Genomic DNA, 17,405 nt, shown 5'->3' with positions numbered 1-17,405 from the left:
CGCACCTGAACGATCACCGCACGTTTCGGCACTTCGATGTACCGAACCACCTTGGAAGGAGCGGAAGTTGACCTCCGCACCGCTTGTCGCCGTCACCGGAGCCGAAGGCTTCATCGGATCGCACCTCACCGAGGCCCTGGTCGCCTCCGGGCACCGGGTCCGCGCGATGGCCCAGTACAACTCCTTCTCCTCCTACGGCTGGCTCGAGACCCTGTCCGCCGACGTCCTGGACCAGGTGGAGATCGTCCTGGGCGATGTCCGCGACCCGGGCTCGGTGCGCGCCCTGGCCGAAGGCGCCGAGGCCGTCTACCACTTGGCGGCCCTCATCGCGATCCCGTACTCCTATCAGGCCCCGCACAGCTATGTGGACACCAACGTCACCGGCACCCTCAACGTCCTGGAGGCCGTCCGCGCCCTGGAGACGCCGCGCCTGGTGCACACCTCGACCAGCGAGACGTACGGCACCGCGCGGACCGTGCCGATCACCGAGGACCACCCCATCAACACCCAGTCGCCGTATGCCGCTTCGAAGGCGGGCGGAGACCGGCTCGCGGACAGCTACTACGCCAGCTTCGCCACCCCGGTCGTCACGCTGCGCCCCTTCAACACCTATGGCCCGCGCCAGTCGATGCGGGCGGTGATCCCCACCGTCATCGGCCAGGTCGCGGCGGGTTCGCGCACCATCACACTCGGCGACCTGCGCCCCACGCGTGACTTCACCTTCGCCGTCGACACCGCGCGGGCCTTCCTCGCCGTGGGCACCGCCCCCGCCGAGCGCGTGGTGGGGCGGACCTTCAACGCGGGGACCGGCACCGAGATATCGGTGGGCGACCTGGTGCGCCTGATCGGCAAGGTGATGGGCGCCGAACTCGACGTCCAGGAGGACGGACAGCGCATCAGGCCGGCCAACTCCGAGGTGATGCGGCTGGTCGCGGACGCGAGCCGGCTCACCGAAGCGACCGGCTGGCAGCCGGAGTTCAGCCTCGAAGCCGGCCTTGAGCGCACTGCGGAGTTCTTCCGCGACCCGGGCAACCTGGCCCGCTACAAGACCGGCATCTACAACATCTGACTTCGCGGTCCCCACTCTCAGGGAGGCACCCATGCATGTAGTGATACTCGCCGGAGGCAAGGGAGTCCGGCTGCGGCCGTACACCACGGCGCTGCCCAAACCTCTGGTCCCGATCGGCGACCAGCACGCGATCCTGGAGATCGTGCTGCGCCAGCTCGCGGCCGCCGGCTTCACCAGCTGCACCATCGCCATCGGCCATCTCGGCCACATCATCCGCGCCTACGTGGGTGACGGCGAACGCTGGGGTCTGAAGGTCGACTACAGCACCGAGGAGAGCCCGCTGGGCACCATCGGCCCGCTCCTGACGATGCGCGACCGGCTGCCCGAGTCCTTCCTCGTCATGAACGGGGACATCCTGACCGACCTCGACTACGCGGACGTGCTCACCCGCCACCGCGCCAGCGGCGCGCCGCTGACCATCGCCACCTACGCCCGCAAGGTGCACATCGACTTCGGGGTGCTGACCACCGACGACACCAAGGTCGTCGGCTTCACCGAGAAGCCCAGCATGGACTACCGGGTGTCGATGGGGGTCTACGGCCTCACCCGCGACACGCTCGCCGGCTACACCGAGGGGCTTCCGCTGGGCTTCGACGAGCTGGTCCTGGACCTCCTCAAGGCCAAGACCCCGCCGCACGCCTACGCCTTCGACGGCTATTGGCTCGACATAGGGCGCCCGGACGACTACGACCGGGCCAACGCGGAGTTCACGACGTACCGCTCGTTGCTCCTCAAGGGGGCCTGAGGCGTCCATGCGCATCCTCGTACTGGGCCACAGCGGCTACCTGGGCGGCCATGTCGCCCGGGAGCTGCGCGAGATGCCCGGTGTGCGGTTCCTCACCGGGGGGCGGGGGCCGCTGGCGGACCTCGCCGTGGACCTCGCCACCGTCACCCCGGGGCCGCTCGCCGAGCGGCTCTTCGCGCTCGCGCCCGACGCCGTGATCAACTGCGCCGGCGCGGTGGGCCCGCAGCCGGTGGCGCTGGCCGAGGTCAACGTCCGGGCGCCCGCCGTGCTGTGTGCGGCGCTGCGCGAGGCCGTGCCCGCCGTCCGGCTCGTCCATCTCGGCTCGGCGGCCGAGTACGGGCCGGCCGGCATCGGTGAGCGCGTCACCGAGCAGTCACCGGCCCGCCCGACAACGCTGTACGGCGCCACCAAACTGGCGGGCACCATGGCCGTCACCACCAGCGGCCTTGACGCCGTGGTGCTGCGGATCACCAACCCCGTCGGTCCCGGCGCGCCCGCCGCCGGTCTGCCGGGACGGCTCGCCCGGCAGCTGGGGGACCTCGGCCCCGACGCCGTGGTGCGCCTCGGTGACCTGTCCGCGCACCGTGACTTCGTCGACGCGCGGGACGTCGCCCACGCCGCCGTCCTGGCCGCGACCGGCGCGAGCCCGCTGCCGCCGGTGCTCAACATCGCCAGTGGACGGGCCGTTCCGGTACGGGAGTTGGTGGGTGAACTGGTCCGGGCCGCCGGATTCCGGGGCCGGATCGAGGAGGACGCCGGGGGCTCGGAGCGCTCCGCCGACGTGCCCTGGCAGTGCTCCGACCCGGGCGCCGCCCGCACCACGCTCGGCTGGTCGGCCCGGCGTTCGCTCGCCGACTCGGTGTCCGCGCTGTGGGCGGCCGTACGCTCGGGTCCCGACCGGGAACCGGTGCGCTGATGCTGCTCGTTCCGCTCTACGTCCACCCCGCCGAGGACCCGGTCGCCTGGCAGCGGCTCACCGAGGCGGCGGCCGGCCTCTACGGGGTGGTCCTGAACGCGGCGGACGGGCCCGGCGCCGTCCCCGACCCGGCGTTCGCGGGGCCGGTGGGAGCGCTGCGCGCGGCCGGCGTCCGGGTGCTCGGCTATGTCGACCTCGACTACGGCGCCCGGCCGCCGGCCGCCGTTCTGCGGGACATCGAGCGCCACCGCGACTGGTACGGGGCCGACGGGTTCTTCTTCGACCGCGCCCCCGCCGACCGCACCGGCCTGCCGTTCGTGCGGCAGGCCACCCGCGCGGCCCGGCGCTCCGGCGGGAGCGTCGTGGTGCTCAACCCCGGTGTGCATCCCGCGCCCGGATATCTGAAGGTCGCCGATCTCATCGTCACGTTCGAGGGACACTGGACGACGTATGTGTCCGCCTTCACGCGGCCCGGCTGGGCCGACCGTCAGCCACCGGAGCGTCTGTGCCATTTGGTGTACGGGGTGCCCGACGCGCTGCTCGCGCTCGCCCTGCGCACCACGGGCGAACGCGGCGCGGGTGTGTGCTGTGTCGTGGGGCGCGAACTACCCAATCCTTGGGCGGAGTTGCCGCCCGTGCTCCCCGGGAAGACGACATGAACCACTCCCCCGCGCGTTCCTCGAAGGCGCTGCTGTGCGCCGCCGCCGCGCTGCTGCTGCTCGCCACCGCTTGTTCGTCCGAGGCGTCCGACGACGACGCGGACGGCCCGGACGGGCCCACCCCCACCGCGCATGCGCCCACTCCCTCCGCCACCCGCGGCTCGCCTTCGCCCAGCGGGCCCGCCGCGTCCCCCTCCGCCGGCTCCCCCTCCGCGTCCGCCTCGCCGAGCGGTGGGGCCCCGGCGAAGATCTGGCAGCCCAAGCCGGGCACCGCCTGGCAGTGGCAGCTCAACGGCCGGGTGCAGGAGGGGCCCGATGTGCCGGTGTACGACATCGACGGGTTCGAGAACACCGCGGCCGACGTCGCCAAGCTGCACAGCCAGGGCCGCAAGGCGATCTGCTACATCAACGCCGGTGCCTGGGAGAACTTCCGGCCCGACAAGGAGTCCTTCCCGCGCGAGGTCCAGGGCGGGAGCAACGGGTGGGACGGTGAGCGCTGGCTCGACATCCGCAGGATCGACGTGCTGCGGCCGCTGATGGAGCGCCGTTTCGACATGTGCAAGGAGAAGGGCTTCGACGGCGTCGAGCCGGATCTCATGGACGGCTACCTCAACAAGACGGGGTTTCCGCTCAAGGCGGCGGACCAGCTGGCCTACAACCGTATGCTCGCCACGATCGCCCATGCCCGGGGCCTCTCGGTGGGGCTCAAGAACGATCTCCAGCAGATCCCGGAGCTGGTGGATTCCTTCGACTTCGCCGTCAACGAGCAGTGCGCGCAGTACGACGAGTGCGCCCAGCTGACCCCCTTCGTGAAGGCGGACAAGGCGGTGTTCCACGTCGAGTACGAGCTGCCCACCAAGGACTTCTGCGCCGAGTCCGACAAGCTCGGGCTCTCCTCGATGCGCAAGAACCTCAAGCTGGACGTCTGGCGCCAGCCCTGCTGACGCGGCGGCCGGTTCAGCCCAGAAGGACCGCGATCAAGGACAGGGACGCCATCGACAGGAGGGTCGAGAGCAGGACGGCGTCCCGGGGCAGCGCGGTGTCGAGGCGGTATTCGGAGGCGAAGATGAACGCGTTCTGCGCCGTGGGCAGCCCGGCGCAGAGCACCACCGCGAACAGATCGTGCCCGCCGAGCCCGAAGACCCACTTACCCAGGGCGTAGGCGAGCAGCGGCTGGACGGCGGTCTTCAGCGTGACGAGCAGGGCCCGCTCGGCCCGCTCCCCGGGGTCGGCCGCGGCCCGCGCGGTGAGCGACATACCGAGCGCGAACAGGGCCGCTGGGACCCCGGCGCCGCCCAGGATGGTCAGCGGCGAGGTCACCTCGTCGGGCAGGTGGAGCCCGAGCGCCGCGACGAGGACACCGGCGGCCGACGCCCCCACCACCGGGTTGCGGACGGGGAGTTGGAGCATCCGGAGCCGGCGGCCGCCCGTGTCGCGGCGTACGTCGAGTTCTATGAGGACCAGGATCAGGGGCGTGATGAACAGCATCTGGAACAGGGCGGCGGCGACGATGAACGACGTGTCGTGCAGGACGTGCACAGCGACCGGGATGCCGAGGTTCGCGGAGTTCACATAGGACGCGGCCATCGCGCCGATCGCCCGCTCGGCCTTCTTGCGCCGAAACAGCCGCCCGCTCGCGAACAGTCCCGCGGCGAAGACGGCGAGCAGGCTGATGGCGAAGACCGCCACCCCGGGCTGCGCGAGCTCGCCCGGCCGCGACTTCGCCATCGTCAGGAACAGCAGTGAGGGCATCGCGAAGGTGAACGCGAACCGTCCGAGCACCTGCCCGGCCTGATCGCCGAGCAGGTTGAACCGGCCGGCCGCCCAGCCGAACGCGGTGATGATCCAGATGGGCAGGAAACCGGATACGACCGAGTGCACCGGCTCAGGATGCCTGACGGGTGTCCGCCGCTCGCGCCCGGGGTCGCACGGTGGCGACGGCCCCGGCAGGCCCGGTCAGAAGGGGTGGTCCGCCGGTTCGCGGCGCACGGTGGTCCAGCGCAGTTCGGTGAAGGCGTCCAGATTGGCCGAACCGCCGAAGCGGGCTCCGGTCCCGGACGCCGCGACCCCGCCGAACGGCGCCACCGCCTCGTCGTTGACCGTCTGGTCGTTGATGTGGACGATCCCGGTGGGGATCCGGTCGGCGAGTTCCAGACCGAGCGCGGTGTCGCGCGTGACGATGCCGAGCGAGAGTCCGTAGGGACCGTCTGCCGCCAGGGCCGCGGCCTCGTCCAGGGTCGCGAAGGACCGTACCGGCGCGACGGGGCCGAAGACCTCCTCGGCGTAGGCGGGGGTGTCGTCGTCGACGTCGGCGAGCACGGTGGGGCGGTGGAAGAGGCCGCGGTGGGTGCCGCCTGCGGCGAGCCGGGCGCCGCGCGCGGTACTCGACTCCACCAGGCGCTCGATCTTGGCGAGTTGGGTGTGGTCGATGACGGGTCCGAGGTGGACCTGTTCGCGGTACGGGTCGCCCACGGCCAGCGCGTCCGCCCGGGCGGCAAGCCTCTCCACGTACTCGTCGTACAAGGAGTCGTGCACCAGGTGGCGCCCGGTGGTCATGCAGATCTGGCCCTGGTGGAAGAAGGAGCCCCAGGTGGCCTGGGCGAGCGCGCCCTCCAGGTCCGCGTCGGCCAGCACGATCAGCGCGGAATTGCCGCCCAACTCCAGGTGGGCGCGCTTGAGTTGACGCCCGGCCGCCTCCGCGACCCGGCGTCCGGCGGCGGTCGATCCGGTGAAGGAGATGACGGGGACGCGAGGATCGGCGACGAGGGCCTGTCCGGTCTCGGGGCCACCCGGCAGGATGTGCAGCAGGTGCTCGGGCAGCCCCGCCTCGGCGAAGACGGCCCCGAGCGCGAGCCCTCCGCACACGGCGGTGCGCGGGTCGGGCTTGAGCAGGACCGCGTTACCGAGTGCTAGCGCGGGGGCGACGGAACGGATGGAGAGAATGAGCGGGGCGTTGAACGGGGCTATCACGCCCGTCACGCCGACCGGCGCGCGGCGGGTGTAGGAGAGCCGTGGCTGCTCGCTGGACAGCACCTCGCCGAGCGGCCGCGAGGCCAGGGCCGCGGCCTCGTAGCACTCCTGCGCGGCGACGTGCAGCTCGAAGTCCGCCTTTCCCGGCACCGAGCCTGACTCGCGGACGAGCCAGGCGCGCAGTTCGTCGGCGTGCTCGGCGAAGAGGTCGCCGGCGCGGCGCAGGACGGCCGCGCGCACGACGTGCGGGGTGCGCGCCCAGGCGGTCTGGGCCCGGGCGGCGGCCCGGGCGGCGGCCTCCACGTCCTCACCTGCGGCCAGGGTGAGCGCGCCCAGCGACTCCCCGGTGGCGGGCTCCACGATCTCCCGCTCACCCCCGAAGAGCTGTGTGGGCTGCCACGCCTTGGGGTCGAGCAGGGCCATGGAACAACTCCAGTCACTCGGTCGTCCGAAGGGATCTCCCTCAGGGCGCAGAGTAGTGGGGGCGCGGTCGGCGCCGTCCACCGGCGGGGTCGCCGCATTCCGCCGGTGGAACCTCAATCGCCGTGACGGATGCGCCGGTTCAGCGTTCCAGGACGAGGGCGAGGCCCTGGCCCACGCCGATGCACAGGGCCGCGAGACCCGTGCCGGAACCGGCGGCGGCGAGCTGGTGGGCGACGGCTCCGGCGAGCCGGGCGCCGGACGCGCCGAGCGGGTGGCCGATCGCGATGGCGCCGCCGCGCGGGTTGACCACGGCGGGGTCGAGGTCGGGCCATGCCGCGAGGCAGCCGAGGGCCTGGGCGGCGAACGCCTCGTTCAGCTCGAAGGTGGTGAGGTCGCCGAAGCCCTTGCCCGCCTTGGCGAGCGCCTTGCGGACGGCCCCGACGGGGCCAAGACCGAAGAGCTGGGGTTCGATGCCGGTCACGGCGGAGCTGCGGATGCGGGCAAGCGGCTCGCGGCCGGTGGCGCGCAGCCCCTCCTCGTCGACGAGGAGCAGAGCCGCCGCTCCGTCGTTGAGCGGGGAGGCGTTGCCCGCGGTCACCGAACCGTCCGGGCGAAAGGCGGGCTTGAGCCGGGCCAGCGCCTCCAGGGACGAGGACTCTCGGACGCACTCGTCGCGGACGAGATCGACCCCTTCGTACGGGACGACCTCGCCGTCGTAGCTGCCCTTGGCCCACGCCTCGGCGGCCTTGCGGTGGCTGTCCAGCGCGAAGGCGTCCTGCTGGTCGCGGGTGATGCCGTGCCGGTCCGCGATGAGTTCGGCGCCCTCGCCGAGCGCGACCGTCCACTCGGCGGGCATCCTCGGGTTGGTCATGCGCCAGCCGAGCGTGGTCGAGTACATCTGCTGGTGGCCGGCGGGGAAGGCGCGCTCGGGTTTCTGGACGACGAAGGGGGCGCGCGACATCGATTCGACGCCGCCCGCCACCGCGATCGAGGCGTCACCGACAGCGATGGCACGGGCCGCCTGGATCACGGCTTCGAGGCCGGAGCCGCAGAGGCGGTTGACGGTGACACCGGGCACCGAGACGGGGAGCCCGGCGAGGAGCACCGCCATGCGGGCCACATCGCGGTTGTCCTCTCCCGCGCCGTTCGCGTCTCCGAAGTACACGTCGTCGATGCGGGCCGGGTCGAGTTCCGGGGCGCGCTCCACCAGAGACTTCACCACGTGCGCTGCGAGGTCGTCGGGCCGCACGGAGGCGAGCGCGCCCCCGAACTTGCCGATCGGGGTGCGGACGGCGTCGACGATGTACACGTCGCGGATGCTCATCGGGTCTCTCCCACGGATCTCTCCACCGCACGGGACCCGTCACAGCAGGGTTGTTCGCCCAGTGAAGTGATGTTCATGAATGGCTGCGCCCGAGTCTCTGCCCCCCACCGTCCGCTGTCAACGGGCCTCCAAAGGCCCCGGCCTCAGCCGTGCGCGGGGCCCGGGACCTCCCTGACCACCGCGGTCAGACCGATGTCGAGTTCGGAGCCGTCGACCAGCAGGGCCTCCACCGCGTGGGAGGCGGCGTCGATCTCGGCCTCGATGCCGTGCCCCGCGTACCGGGGGTACCCCGAGACCCCGCTCTCGCCGGTCGCCTCGACGACCGCGGACCGTACGGCGCTGTCCGCGACCGAGGCGCCGCCCCGGTCCTCGACGTGTTCGGGCACCAGGAAGATCTCGAAGCGCCGGGGGTGACGGCTCGTGTGCCACGGTTGAGTGCTCATGCTCCGACGCTAGACACCCGGGGCGCCCGGCGCACGCCATCCCGCACCTCATTCGCCCCACGCGCCACACCGGCCCCGATGACGTGACCCACGGGCGGGGACCGGCCGGTGGACGGTGCGGTAGCCGAGCGGGCCGGCGGCGCCCGGAGCTGCCGGGGCCCGCTCTCACCCGGGTCAGCGGCAGCGGCCTCGGGGTGTCGGTCAGCTCGATTCGCGCGGCAGCGCCCGCGCGCCCATCAGGTCGTGCCGCTCGGGGGCGCCGTCCGGGTCGCGGACGACGCGATCGACCAGTTCGGCCAGGTGCCGTCCGGTCACCATCTCCACGTGGACCGTGCTGAGCCGGGGACGCAGCAGCCTGCCGAGCAGCAGATCGTCGGCGCCGATCACGGCGGTGTCACCGGGGACACCGATGTCGGCGTCCTGGAGGGCGCGCATCAGGAGCATCGCGTACTCGTCGTTGTAGGCGAAGATCGCGTCGAGCCCCAACTCCCGCCAGCGGCCCGCCAGTTCGGCCGCGGATTCCTCCGTGTACGCCATCGTCACGGGCTCGACCGACGCGTCGGCGCCGCGCGCGGCCCTGCGGGCGCCGGCCAGGCGCGGTTCGGAGAAGAGTCCGAGGCCTGGCTCGGCGGGCATCAGCACGCCGACGCGGCGCCGCCCCCGCTCAAGGAGGTGGGCGACAGCGCTCTCGCCGATCTCGCGCTGGTCCATGACGAGCGAGTGGGCCCCCTCGACGCGCTGCGGACCCAGCGTTATGACCGCCCGGGCGCCCGAGCGCTTGAGGAGCTGTACGCCCTGGGCGGTCAGGGCGATCTCGCCGAGTGACACCACGGCGACGGGCCGCAGCTCGGCCCACGCGCGGGCCGCTTCCTCCGCGCCGAGACCGAGGCTGCCGTACTGCACGACCGTGTAACCGAGCCGGCGCAGCTCCCACTGGAGCTCGCTGAAGAACCGGCTGTAGAGCGGCCCCACCGGGATGTGCGCGGTAGGAAGCAGCACGATCCGGGTGTGTCCCGCGCGCAGGCTGCGGGCCGCGGCGTGCGGCACGTACCCCAGCTCCTCGGCGGCGGCGCGGACCCTGATCCGGGTGGGCTCGCTGATCCGCACGGCCGAGGTGTTGTTGAGCACGTAGCTCACGGTGGCCCGCGAGACCCCGGCCAGGCGGGCGACATCGGCGCTCGTCGGAACGGGACGGTCGGCGGGCTGCTTGGGTGTCTGGCTCATGGCGCTCGGCATCTTTCCAGACGCGTGCGGGCCAGGGGCTGGCGGATGGCCGGATTCCAGTGCTAGACAGTGCTCATACCCATACTTACACGTGTCACCACGGGAAAGGCAGGACCGTGCGGCTCCACACCCACACCTGGGGAGACGGCGAGCGCGTCGCGCTCCTGATTCACGGGATCATGTCCGACCACCGCACGTGGCGGAAGGTGGGCCCCGCGCTCGCCGCGCGGGGTTACCGGGTGCTCGCGGTGGACCTGCGCGGCCACGGAGCGAGCGGGCGCGGCGCGTACACCACGGAGCTCTTCGCCGCCGATCTCGTCGAGACCCTTCCGGCCGGTGCCGAGCTCGCGATCGGCCACTCGCTCGGCGGGCTCTGCCTCTCGCTCGCCGTCGACCGGCTCAGGCCGTCCCGCGCGGTGTACTCCGACCCGGCCTGGTCGGTCGACTCCCGCCGGAGCGGAGCCGGTTCAATATCCATCACTCCGGAGGTCTTCGCCCAGTTCAAGCCGGCCACCAGGGAGATGATCGCCGGGTTCAATCCGCGCTGGGAGCAGGAGGACGTCGAGATCGAATGTGAGACCCTGCGGCTCTGGGACGAGAACACCGCCCACGGCCTGGCCCCGATGTTCGGCGCGGATCTGGCGCCCGCCGAAGCCGTCGTCCCCTCGCTCGTCCAGTTCGCCGACGCGAGTTTCCTGTACGAGGCGGACGAGGTGGCCCGCCTGCGAGCGCGCGGCTTCGAGGTCCGAACCGTCAAGGGTGCGGGCCACACCATCCACCGCGACGACTTCGCGGGGTTCATGGCCTCGCTCGACGGCTGGATCTGACCCGCGTGGCCGACGGGCACCCGGGCCGCCGGCCCGCGGGGCCGCCGGTCTGAGTTCCGGCCGCCCGGAATTCAGACCGGCAGAGCGTCCACCGTGGGGAGGACCATGCCGAACAGGTCGGTGACCATCGTGAGCGCGGCCGCCCCGAGCGCGGCGGCGGACAGGACGGTGCCGTCGGGAGCCGCCAGCGCGCGGGTGGCGGTGGCCTCGGCGACGACGGTGGGCCGGTAGCCGAGGTTGAAGGCGCCCTGCGCGGTGTAGTTGACGCACATGTGGGTCATGAACCCGGCGATGACCAGGTCCTTCCCGCTGCCCGGCGCGGCGCCGAGACCGATCAGGGTCTTCGCGAGGGCGGTCTGGTGGAAGGAGTCGGGGAACTGCTTGACCACCACGGGCTCGCCGTCCCTCGGGGCGACCTCATCGCTGATGGCGCCGATGTGGGCGCGGATGTCGTACGGGGTGTTCTCGCCCCCGTCGTTGATGATGTGCACGACAGGGGCGCCGGCGTCCCTGGCCCGCTCCAGGAGCCGCGCTCCGGCCGCCAGGGCCTGCTCTGCGCCGTCCAGGGCCATCACGCCCGTGCGGTAGGTGTTCTGGAAGTCGATCATGACCAGGACGGATTCGCTCAGCTTCGCAGGCCGGCCGTCCAAGCCCACGACCTCGCGCAGGGTGGCGGAGGGAACGGGAACGGGAACGGGAACGGGAACGGAGGGAACGTTCGCGGAAGGCTGCTGGGTGCTCATCGGGGGCCTCTCGTAAGGGAGTTGGGGGCGGGCGGGCAAGAGATGCGGTTCGACGGGGTGGAAAGGTGTGCCGGACTTCAGGGCAGGGCGGAGCCGTCCAGCCCGACGGCGCGGATGAGGTCCGGGGTGCGGGCGGAGGGCCGGGCCGTGCGGGCGAAGGGCCGTGTGTGCGCGGCCGGGCTCAGGGCCGTGCGGGCTCAGGGCCGTGCGGCATGCGGGCGGGCGGGCGAAGGGCCGTGCGGGCGGAGAACCGGGTCGTGCGGGCGGAGGACCGGTGTGTGGGCGGAGGACCGGGTCGTGCGGGCGAAGGACCGGGTCGTGCGGGCGAAGGGCCATGCGGGCTCAGGGCCGTGCGGCGCGGCCGGGCGGTGTCAGGCGGCCTGGGCGCGGAAGCGTCTGCGGTAGGCGGCCGGTGTGGTGGTGAGCCGGCGCCTGAACGCCCGGTGCAGCGTCTCGACCGAGCCGAGCCCGGCGCCCTCCGCCACCTCGTCGAGCGGGGCGTCGGTGGTCTCCAGGAGCCGGCGGGCCATCTCGACCCGCGCGGCCTCGACATAGGCGGCGGGGCCGACGCCGGTCTCCTGGGTGAAGACGCGGGCGAAGTGCCGCTCGCTCAGGCACATCCGCGCGGCGAGCGCCCGCGCCGAAAGGTCCTCGTCGAGGTGGTCGGTGATCCACAGGCACAGCTCGTCGAGGTCGCGCCGGGACGTCGCGGGCCGGCTGAGCGGCACGGAGAACTGGCTCTGGCCGCCCTGCCGTCTCAGGTACATCACCAGCTGCCTGGCCACCGCGAGCGCGGTGTCCTCGCCCTGGTCCTCGGCCACGAGCGCGAGGGCGAGGTCGAGACAGGCGCTGATTCCGGCGCCGGTCCACAGCCGCCCCCGGTCCGTCCGCACGAAGATCGGGTCCGGGTCGACCGTGACGGCGGGGTGTTCGGCGGCCAGTTGGGCGGCGGTCGACCAGTGTGTGGTCGCCGTCCGCCCGTCGAGCAGTCCCGCCGCCGCGAGCACATGGGCGCCCACACACACCGACGCCACCCGCCTGGCGTGCGGGGCGGTTTCCTTCACCCAGGCCACCACGTCCTGGTCGACGCGGGCGACGGGCCCGGCGTCGGTCAGGTCCACCGCGCCGGGGACGAGCAGGGTGTCCACCCGCGCGCCGGCCTCGGCGAAGGACAGATCGGCGACCAGCCGCACACCGGCCGATGTGCGCACCTCGCCGCCGTCCGGTCCTGCCAGCCGGACCTCGTATCCGGCGCGGCCCGAGGTCACCCGGTTGGCCAGGGCGAAGACCTCGGCCGGCCCGGTGACGTCGAGGAGGTCGACATCGGGGAAGACCGCGATGACGACCCGGTGTGAAGGGGACATGCCCCCATCCTCACCGCCGCGTCCGGGGGGCCGCAATGACGATTCCCTGTCACATCCGGACATGGGCCGGGGTTCCCGGGCGAGGCCGGTCCTTCGTCGGTCAGGCGGTGACTTCCTCCGGTGGCGTCGGCTCCAGGTACTCCTCGTGGATCTCGCGCGGCCCGAACGGCCACACCTTTTCGAGGCGTGCCCACACGGCGAAGGCGAGAACGCCGAGCGCCAGCCAGGCCAGCGACCACTCGATGGGGTGGCGGCCCGGCGAGTTCTTGTCGGAGTAGCCGTAGATGGTGAGCCAGCCGATGAGGGCGACGAGGCTGGGCAGCGGGTAGAGCCACATCCGGTAGGGGCGGCGCAGGTCCGGCTGGCGCTTGCGCAGCACGGTGACGGCGAGGATCTGCGCGAGCGCCTGGACGATGACCATCACCGTGGTCAGGAGCTGGATGAGCGTGGTCAGATCGGTACGACGGCCGATCATGAACCCGACGGCGGTGATGACGCCCATGGTGGCGAGGCCCAGCATCGGGAAGCGGTGGCGGGGGTGCAGCTTGGCGTAGGGACTGAAGAACACCCGGTCGCGCGCGGCGTCGTAGGGGACGCGTGAGCCGCCGAGCAGTCCGGCGAAGACGGAGGCGAACGCGGTGACCAGGATGAGCACGGTCACCACATCGGCGGCGCCCTTGCCCCATGCCTTCTCAAGGACGGCGGATGCGACCGAGGACGAGGCGATGTCACCCGGGTCCAGCATCCGGTGGTAGTCGATCACGCCGAGGGTGCCGATCTGGAGCAGTAGGTAGATCGCCATGATGCCGAAGATGGAGTAGATGATGGAGCGCGGCAGGGTGCGTCCGGGGTCTTTGATCTCGGCGCCCATGTAGGCGGTGGTGTTGTAGCCGAGATAGTCGTAGATGCCGATGGTCAGGCCGCCCGCGAAGCCGATCCAGAACTGACTGCTCGTCAACTCGAAGGCTCCTGACGGGTAGTCGAAGGCGAGGTGCGGGCTGAAGTCGGTGGCGGCGGCGATGATGACGAGCCCCACCGAGGCGATCATCACGGCCCACATGACGGCGGTGATCCTGGCGATGTTCTCGATGCCGCGCCAGAGCAGCAGGATCACCAGGGCGATCATGCCGAGCCCGATCAGGTCGCCCGCGCCGCGCCCGAGCCCCGGCGCCAGATAGCCGAGGTACTGCACGAAGCCCACGACGCCGGTGGACATGGCCAGCGGGATGAAGAGCATCGCCGTCCACACGAACAGGAACGGCATGAGACGGCCCGTACGGTACTGGAACGCCTGGCGCAGATACACGTAACTGCCGCCGGATCCGGGCAGCGAGGCCCCGAGTTCGGCCCAGATCAGACCGTCGGCCAGCGCCAGGATCGCGCCGGCGACGAAGCCGAGCACGGCTTGGGGACCCCCGAAGGCGGCGACCATCAGCGGGATGGTGACGAACGGTCCGATGCCGCACATCTGGCTCATGTTGATGGCGGTGGCCTGGAAGAGCCCGATCCGGCGGACGAAGCCGCCGACGGGCGGTGGGGTTGCGGACACGGGGTCCTCCCTGGGCTGGTGTCGGGGAATGGAAGCTACTGCCGACGCACCGGCGGGGGGACTCCCTCGGCGGGGGCGTGATTAAGTTAGGTACCTTTACTTTCAGGGTCAAGGGGTCATCGCCTTCAGGGTCAAGGGGGCATCGCCTTCAGGGTCAAGGGGTCGTCGGTGAGATCCGGAGACCCATGCGTGACAATGAGGCGATGAGCAGCAGCGACGAGGGCGGCGATCTGCCCTGGAACCCGCAGCGGCAGCGCAGTTCCAACGAACGTCTGCTGCTCGACCGGCTGCGCGCCCAGGGGCCCGCCTCCCGGGCCCAACTGGCGCGTGACACCGGCCTGTCCAAGCCCACCGTGTCCAGCGCCCTCGCCTCGCTCGAAGGTGCGGGTCTGGTCCGCGAGGCGGGCACGGTCGTGCCCGGGCGCGGCCGGGCCGCCGTGCTGTACGCCCCCGACCCGACCGCCGGTTACGCCCTCGGCATCGACATCGGCCGGGCCTGGCTGCGGATCGCCCTGGCCGACCTGGACGGCTCGGTGGTGGCGCGCGCCGAGGTCCGCAACCACGCCCGCACCTCGGCCGCCCTGGCCTCTCTCGTCGTCGCCGGCGCGCACGGGCTCGTCGAGGAGTCGGGGGTCGACGCGGGCCGGGTCGCCCAGGCGGTGGTGGGCACGCCGGGCGTCTTCGACGCCGACAAGCGCCGTGTGCGCTACGCCCAGCACCTGCCGGGCTGGGGCAGGCCCGGCCTGTTCGACCAGATGCGGGAACGGCTCGGCATGCCGCTCGCGGTGCACAACGACGCCAACCTCGCCGCGCTCGGCGAGTACACCTTCGGCGCCGGCGCCGGCAGCCGGCTCTTCGTGTACGTCATGATCGGCACGGGGCTCGGCATGGGGGTGGTGAGCGAGGGCCGGCTCTTCACCGGCGCGCACGGCGGCGCCGGTGAGATCGGTTTCCTGCCGTGGCCCGGGCGCCAGAAGCCGGACACGCTTGAGGACGCGGTCTCCGGCGACGCGGTCGTGGAAGCGGCCCGCTCGCTGGGCATGGCGGGCCCGCTCACCGCCAAGGACGTCTTCGACGCGGCGCGGGCCGGAACGCGCCCGGCGGTCGCGGCGGTCCAGCTGGAGGGCGAGCGGATCGCGCACACCGTCGCGGTGGTCGCCGCCGTCCTCGACCCCGACCTCGTGGTGCTCGGCGGCGGCGTGGGCCGAGGCGCCGACCTGCTCCTTCGTCCCGTACGCGAGACGCTGCGCACGCTCACCCCGCTCCGCCCCAAGGTGGCCCCGAGTTCCCTCGGCGAGGACGCGGTGCTGCTCGGCGCGGTGGCGACGGCCCTGGGCACGGCGCGGGATGTCGCCTTCGAGCGGCGCTCGGCGCGCTGACCGCGACGCGCCGGACCGGCCTCCTACGTTTGACGCGTGGACCTGACCAGGGTGCAGGAGGAGACCCCGTGGACAGCAAGACCTTCGTGTACACCACCTACATCCGCGCCACGCCCGAGCAGGTCTGGCGGGCGCTGACCGATCCCGCCCTCACCGAGCGGTACTGGGGCGTGCGCCTGGAGAGCGACTGGACCCAGGAATCGCCCCTGGCGTGGACGCAGGCGGGGGTCACGGTGGCCGGCCCGGAGCAGATCGTCCTCGCCGCCGTTCCCGGCCGCCGGCTCGCCTACACCTGGCACACGTTCACCGAGCGGTGGGCGGAGTCGGTCGGCCTCGGCGAGGACGTGCGGGCGGCGATCGCGGCCGAGCGCCGCTCCTCGGTGACGTTCACCATCGAACCCCTCAACGGCCAGGTGAAGCTGACGGTCACCCATGACTTCGATCCTGCGGGCCGGGTGTACGCCCTGTGCGAGGATGGCTGGCCGACCGTCCTGTCCAGCCTCAAGTCCCTCCTGGAGACGGGCGAGCCCCTGCCCGCGCCTTGAACGGGAGCGCTCGCGTCGGCCCTCACACCCGGGCGAGCACCGGCCACAGCCCCGGGTCCTCGAAGTTGAGGGCCCACAGCGCCGTGTCGCGGATGCCGTAGCGGCGCAGCACCGGCAGGTCCGCCGCCACGCCCGTGGCGTCCTGGTACCAGACCTGCCGGACGCTGTCGCCCTCCTCGTACGTGAAATGGGGTGTCTGCGAGACGGGGTCCAGCTGGTAGGGGACGCCCTTGGCCGCGCGCAGTGCCTCGGCCTCCTTCCAGGTGACGTGGCGGGTCGTGCCGCCCGGCACCCAGTCCCAGCCGTAGGCGGGCAGGCCCATCTCCAGTTTCGCGGCGGGGATCAGCGCGGTGGCCCGGCGCATGATCTCCTCGTACCACTGCGGGGTGGCGAGCGGGCCGGGGTCGCCGCCCCGCCAGTGGAGGTCGTACCCCATCACGCGGACCTTGTCGGCGGCCCGGCCGAGCGCCGGGTAGTCCCAGACGCGGCCGGTCCGAGCGGTCTGCGGGGAGACGGTGAGTACGCAGGTCTTGCCCAACTCGCGCAATTTCGCGCACAGTTGGGTGGCGAAGGCGGCGTAGGCGGCGCGCACCGCGACATACGCGGCGTCGCCGGTGGGGGCGATGGACTCGTAGTCGATGTCGAGCCCGTCGTACGTCCGGGCGCGTACGACACCCAGCAGGGTCTCGACGTGGGTGGCGCGCGCGGCCGGGTCGGTCAGGATCGCGGCGAGCTCGCCGGGTTTCATCGTCTCCATGACGGTCGGTACGACCTTGATGCCGGCGGCGTGCAGTCCGTCGATGACGCGCGCGTCGCCCGCGCCCGGGTGGCCCTCGATCCGGTCGGACGCCGCCGCCCGGTACCAGAACGGGCTGACGGTGTGGAGCTGCGCGGCGTGGCGCAGCGCGTCCTGGTAGGCGCCTTCCTGGTCCCAGTACGGGAGCCAGCCGGAGACCGTGCGCGCGGGGGGCGCGTCGGCCAGGGCCCGGGGCGGCGCGAGGGCGGCGAGCAGGACCGTGGCAAGGCACAGCGCGGACAGGCGTACCAGTGCGGCGAAGCGTTGGATCATGGTCCTGAGCCTGCGGCGCGCTCGCCCGGCCCGCCCCACGAGCTGGGCCGTACAGGGGGCCGGTGGTCGCGCCGGGACGCTGTGGCCGGGCGGCGCGGGGGGACGGTCAGGTCGTCGCGCAGGCGGCGCGAGGCGTGCGCCCGGGACCTGCCGCGC

Annotated in this window: 17 protein-coding genes; 8 read left to right on the top strand and 9 right to left on the bottom strand. The window is 72.4% G+C overall.

Annotated elements, in window-relative coordinates; all coding sequences use genetic code 11:
* Positions 1–67: 67 nt before the first annotated feature.
* From ABR738_RS34385 to ABR738_RS34365, 5 genes are read left to right on the top strand one after another with little or no spacing between them, the layout of a single operon-like run.
* Complete coding sequence (locus tag ABR738_RS34385; protein ID WP_350233864.1) at positions 68–1,069, top strand: SDR family NAD(P)-dependent oxidoreductase; 1,002 nt, start codon at positions 68–70, stop codon at positions 1,067–1,069.
* 31 nt (positions 1,070–1,100) lie between these two features.
* A complete protein-coding gene (locus tag ABR738_RS34380) occupies positions 1,101–1,814 on the top strand; it encodes a nucleotidyltransferase family protein (protein ID WP_350233862.1) in 714 nt (237 codons plus the stop codon).
* A 7-nt stretch (positions 1,815–1,821) separates the two neighbouring features.
* The gene (locus ABR738_RS34375; protein ID WP_350233861.1) at positions 1,822–2,730 is read left to right on the top strand and encodes an NAD-dependent epimerase/dehydratase family protein; all 909 of its coding nucleotides are present in this window, start codon (positions 1,822–1,824) and stop codon (positions 2,728–2,730) included.
* Positions 2,727–3,389: a spherulation-specific family 4 protein gene (locus ABR738_RS34370; RefSeq protein WP_350234870.1), complete on the top strand. Its 663-nt coding sequence runs from the start codon at positions 2,727–2,729 to the stop codon at positions 3,387–3,389. The genes ABR738_RS34375 and ABR738_RS34370 overlap by 4 nt, the downstream gene beginning before the upstream one ends.
* Entirely contained in the window at positions 3,386–4,333 is a 948-nt protein-coding gene (locus ABR738_RS34365; RefSeq protein ID WP_350233859.1) for an endo alpha-1,4 polygalactosaminidase, read from the top strand. Before ABR738_RS34370 ends, ABR738_RS34365 begins: the two co-directional genes overlap by 4 nt.
* Positions 4,334–4,346: 13 nt before the next feature.
* On the opposite strand, the gene ABR738_RS34360 is transcribed toward ABR738_RS34365, so the two are convergent.
* The 5 genes from ABR738_RS34360 to ABR738_RS34340 form a co-directional block, all read right to left on the bottom strand.
* The gene (locus ABR738_RS34360; RefSeq protein ID WP_350233857.1) at positions 4,347–5,270 is read right to left on the bottom strand and encodes an AEC family transporter; all 924 of its coding nucleotides are present in this window, start codon (positions 5,268–5,270) and stop codon (positions 4,347–4,349) included.
* A gap of 75 nt (positions 5,271–5,345) precedes the next feature.
* Positions 5,346–6,782: an aldehyde dehydrogenase family protein gene (locus ABR738_RS34355; RefSeq protein ID WP_350233855.1), complete on the bottom strand. Its 1,437-nt coding sequence runs from the start codon at positions 6,780–6,782 to the stop codon at positions 5,346–5,348.
* A gap of 139 nt (positions 6,783–6,921) precedes the next feature.
* On the bottom strand, positions 6,922–8,106 hold the full coding sequence (locus tag ABR738_RS34350; protein ID WP_350233854.1) for a thiolase family protein: 1,185 nt from the start codon (positions 8,104–8,106) through the stop codon (positions 6,922–6,924).
* Positions 8,107–8,249: 143 nt separating this feature from the next.
* On the bottom strand, positions 8,250–8,549 hold the full coding sequence (locus ABR738_RS34345) for a hypothetical protein (protein ID WP_350233852.1): 300 nt from the start codon (positions 8,547–8,549) through the stop codon (positions 8,250–8,252).
* Between the two features lie 201 nt (positions 8,550–8,750).
* Positions 8,751–9,773, bottom strand: coding sequence for a LacI family DNA-binding transcriptional regulator (locus tag ABR738_RS34340; protein ID WP_350233851.1), 1,023 nt, complete (start codon positions 9,771–9,773; stop codon positions 8,751–8,753).
* A 116-nt stretch (positions 9,774–9,889) separates the two neighbouring features.
* Between ABR738_RS34340 and ABR738_RS34335 the strand changes: the two genes are divergently transcribed.
* A complete protein-coding gene (locus ABR738_RS34335; protein ID WP_350233849.1) occupies positions 9,890–10,600 on the top strand; it encodes an alpha/beta fold hydrolase in 711 nt (236 codons plus the stop codon).
* 71 nt (positions 10,601–10,671) lie between these two features.
* Here ABR738_RS34335 and ABR738_RS34330 read toward each other — a convergent pair whose 3' ends face one another.
* From ABR738_RS34330 to ABR738_RS34320, 3 genes are all read right to left on the bottom strand, one after another.
* Positions 10,672–11,343 (bottom strand): cysteine hydrolase family protein, encoded by a 672-nt coding sequence (locus ABR738_RS34330; RefSeq protein WP_350233847.1) that lies wholly within the window; start codon positions 11,341–11,343, stop codon positions 10,672–10,674.
* Between the two features lie 371 nt (positions 11,344–11,714).
* Positions 11,715–12,707, bottom strand: a complete 993-nt coding sequence (locus ABR738_RS34325; RefSeq protein ID WP_350233846.1) for a GlxA family transcriptional regulator — start codon at positions 12,705–12,707, stop codon at positions 11,715–11,717.
* A gap of 100 nt (positions 12,708–12,807) precedes the next feature.
* Entirely contained in the window at positions 12,808–14,256 is a 1,449-nt protein-coding gene (locus ABR738_RS34320) for an APC family permease (RefSeq protein WP_350233844.1), read from the bottom strand.
* 203 nt (positions 14,257–14,459) lie between these two features.
* On the opposite strand from ABR738_RS34320, the gene ABR738_RS34315 reads away from it, so the two are divergent.
* Together ABR738_RS34315 and ABR738_RS34310 are read left to right on the top strand one after the other, a co-directional pair.
* Positions 14,460–15,635: an ROK family transcriptional regulator gene (locus ABR738_RS34315; protein ID WP_350233842.1), complete on the top strand. Its 1,176-nt coding sequence runs from the start codon at positions 14,460–14,462 to the stop codon at positions 15,633–15,635.
* A 68-nt stretch (positions 15,636–15,703) separates the two neighbouring features.
* Positions 15,704–16,180: an SRPBCC family protein gene (locus ABR738_RS34310; protein ID WP_350233840.1), complete on the top strand. Its 477-nt coding sequence runs from the start codon at positions 15,704–15,706 to the stop codon at positions 16,178–16,180.
* 22 nt (positions 16,181–16,202) lie between these two features.
* Here the strand turns inward: ABR738_RS34310 and ABR738_RS34305 are convergent, their stop codons facing one another.
* Positions 16,203–17,249, bottom strand: coding sequence for a glycosyl hydrolase family 18 protein (locus tag ABR738_RS34305; RefSeq protein WP_350233839.1), 1,047 nt, complete (start codon positions 17,247–17,249; stop codon positions 16,203–16,205).
* Between the last annotated feature and the right edge of the window lie 156 nt (positions 17,250–17,405).

This window comes from Streptomyces sp. Edi4 (assembly GCF_040253615.1).
In the GTDB taxonomy this organism is placed as follows: domain Bacteria; phylum Actinomycetota; class Actinomycetes; order Streptomycetales; family Streptomycetaceae; genus Streptomyces.
The sequence above is the reverse complement of the archived record's forward strand: the minus strand, read 5'-3'. Positions and strand labels throughout refer to the sequence as shown.

What these genes read in the sequence shown, in the direction of transcription:
- ABR738_RS34380 (WP_350233862.1), top strand. Translation starts at nt 1,101, where the DNA reads ATGCATGTAGTGATACTCGCCGGAGGCAAGGGAGTCCGGCTGCGGCCG.
- ABR738_RS34375 (WP_350233861.1), top strand. Translation starts at nt 1,822, where the DNA reads ATGCGCATCCTCGTACTGGGCCACAGCGGCTACCTGGGCGGCCATGTC.
- ABR738_RS34365 (WP_350233859.1), top strand. Translation starts at nt 3,386, where the DNA reads ATGAACCACTCCCCCGCGCGTTCCTCGAAGGCGCTGCTGTGCGCCGCC.
- ABR738_RS34355 (WP_350233855.1), bottom strand. Translation starts at nt 6,782, where the DNA reads ATGGCCCTGCTCGACCCCAAGGCGTGGCAGCCCACACAGCTCTTCGGG.
- ABR738_RS34350 (WP_350233854.1), bottom strand. Translation starts at nt 8,106, where the DNA reads ATGAGCATCCGCGACGTGTACATCGTCGACGCCGTCCGCACCCCGATC.
- ABR738_RS34345 (WP_350233852.1), bottom strand. Translation starts at nt 8,549, where the DNA reads ATGAGCACTCAACCGTGGCACACGAGCCGTCACCCCCGGCGCTTCGAG.
- ABR738_RS34340 (WP_350233851.1), bottom strand. Translation starts at nt 9,773, where the DNA reads ATGAGCCAGACACCCAAGCAGCCCGCCGACCGTCCCGTTCCGACGAGC.
- ABR738_RS34330 (WP_350233847.1), bottom strand. Translation starts at nt 11,343, where the DNA reads ATGAGCACCCAGCAGCCTTCCGCGAACGTTCCCTCCGTTCCCGTTCCC.
- ABR738_RS34325 (WP_350233846.1), bottom strand. Translation starts at nt 12,707, where the DNA reads ATGTCCCCTTCACACCGGGTCGTCATCGCGGTCTTCCCCGATGTCGAC.
- ABR738_RS34315 (WP_350233842.1), top strand. Translation starts at nt 14,460, where the DNA reads ATGAGCAGCAGCGACGAGGGCGGCGATCTGCCCTGGAACCCGCAGCGG.
- ABR738_RS34305 (WP_350233839.1), bottom strand. Translation starts at nt 17,249, where the DNA reads ATGATCCAACGCTTCGCCGCACTGGTACGCCTGTCCGCGCTGTGCCTT.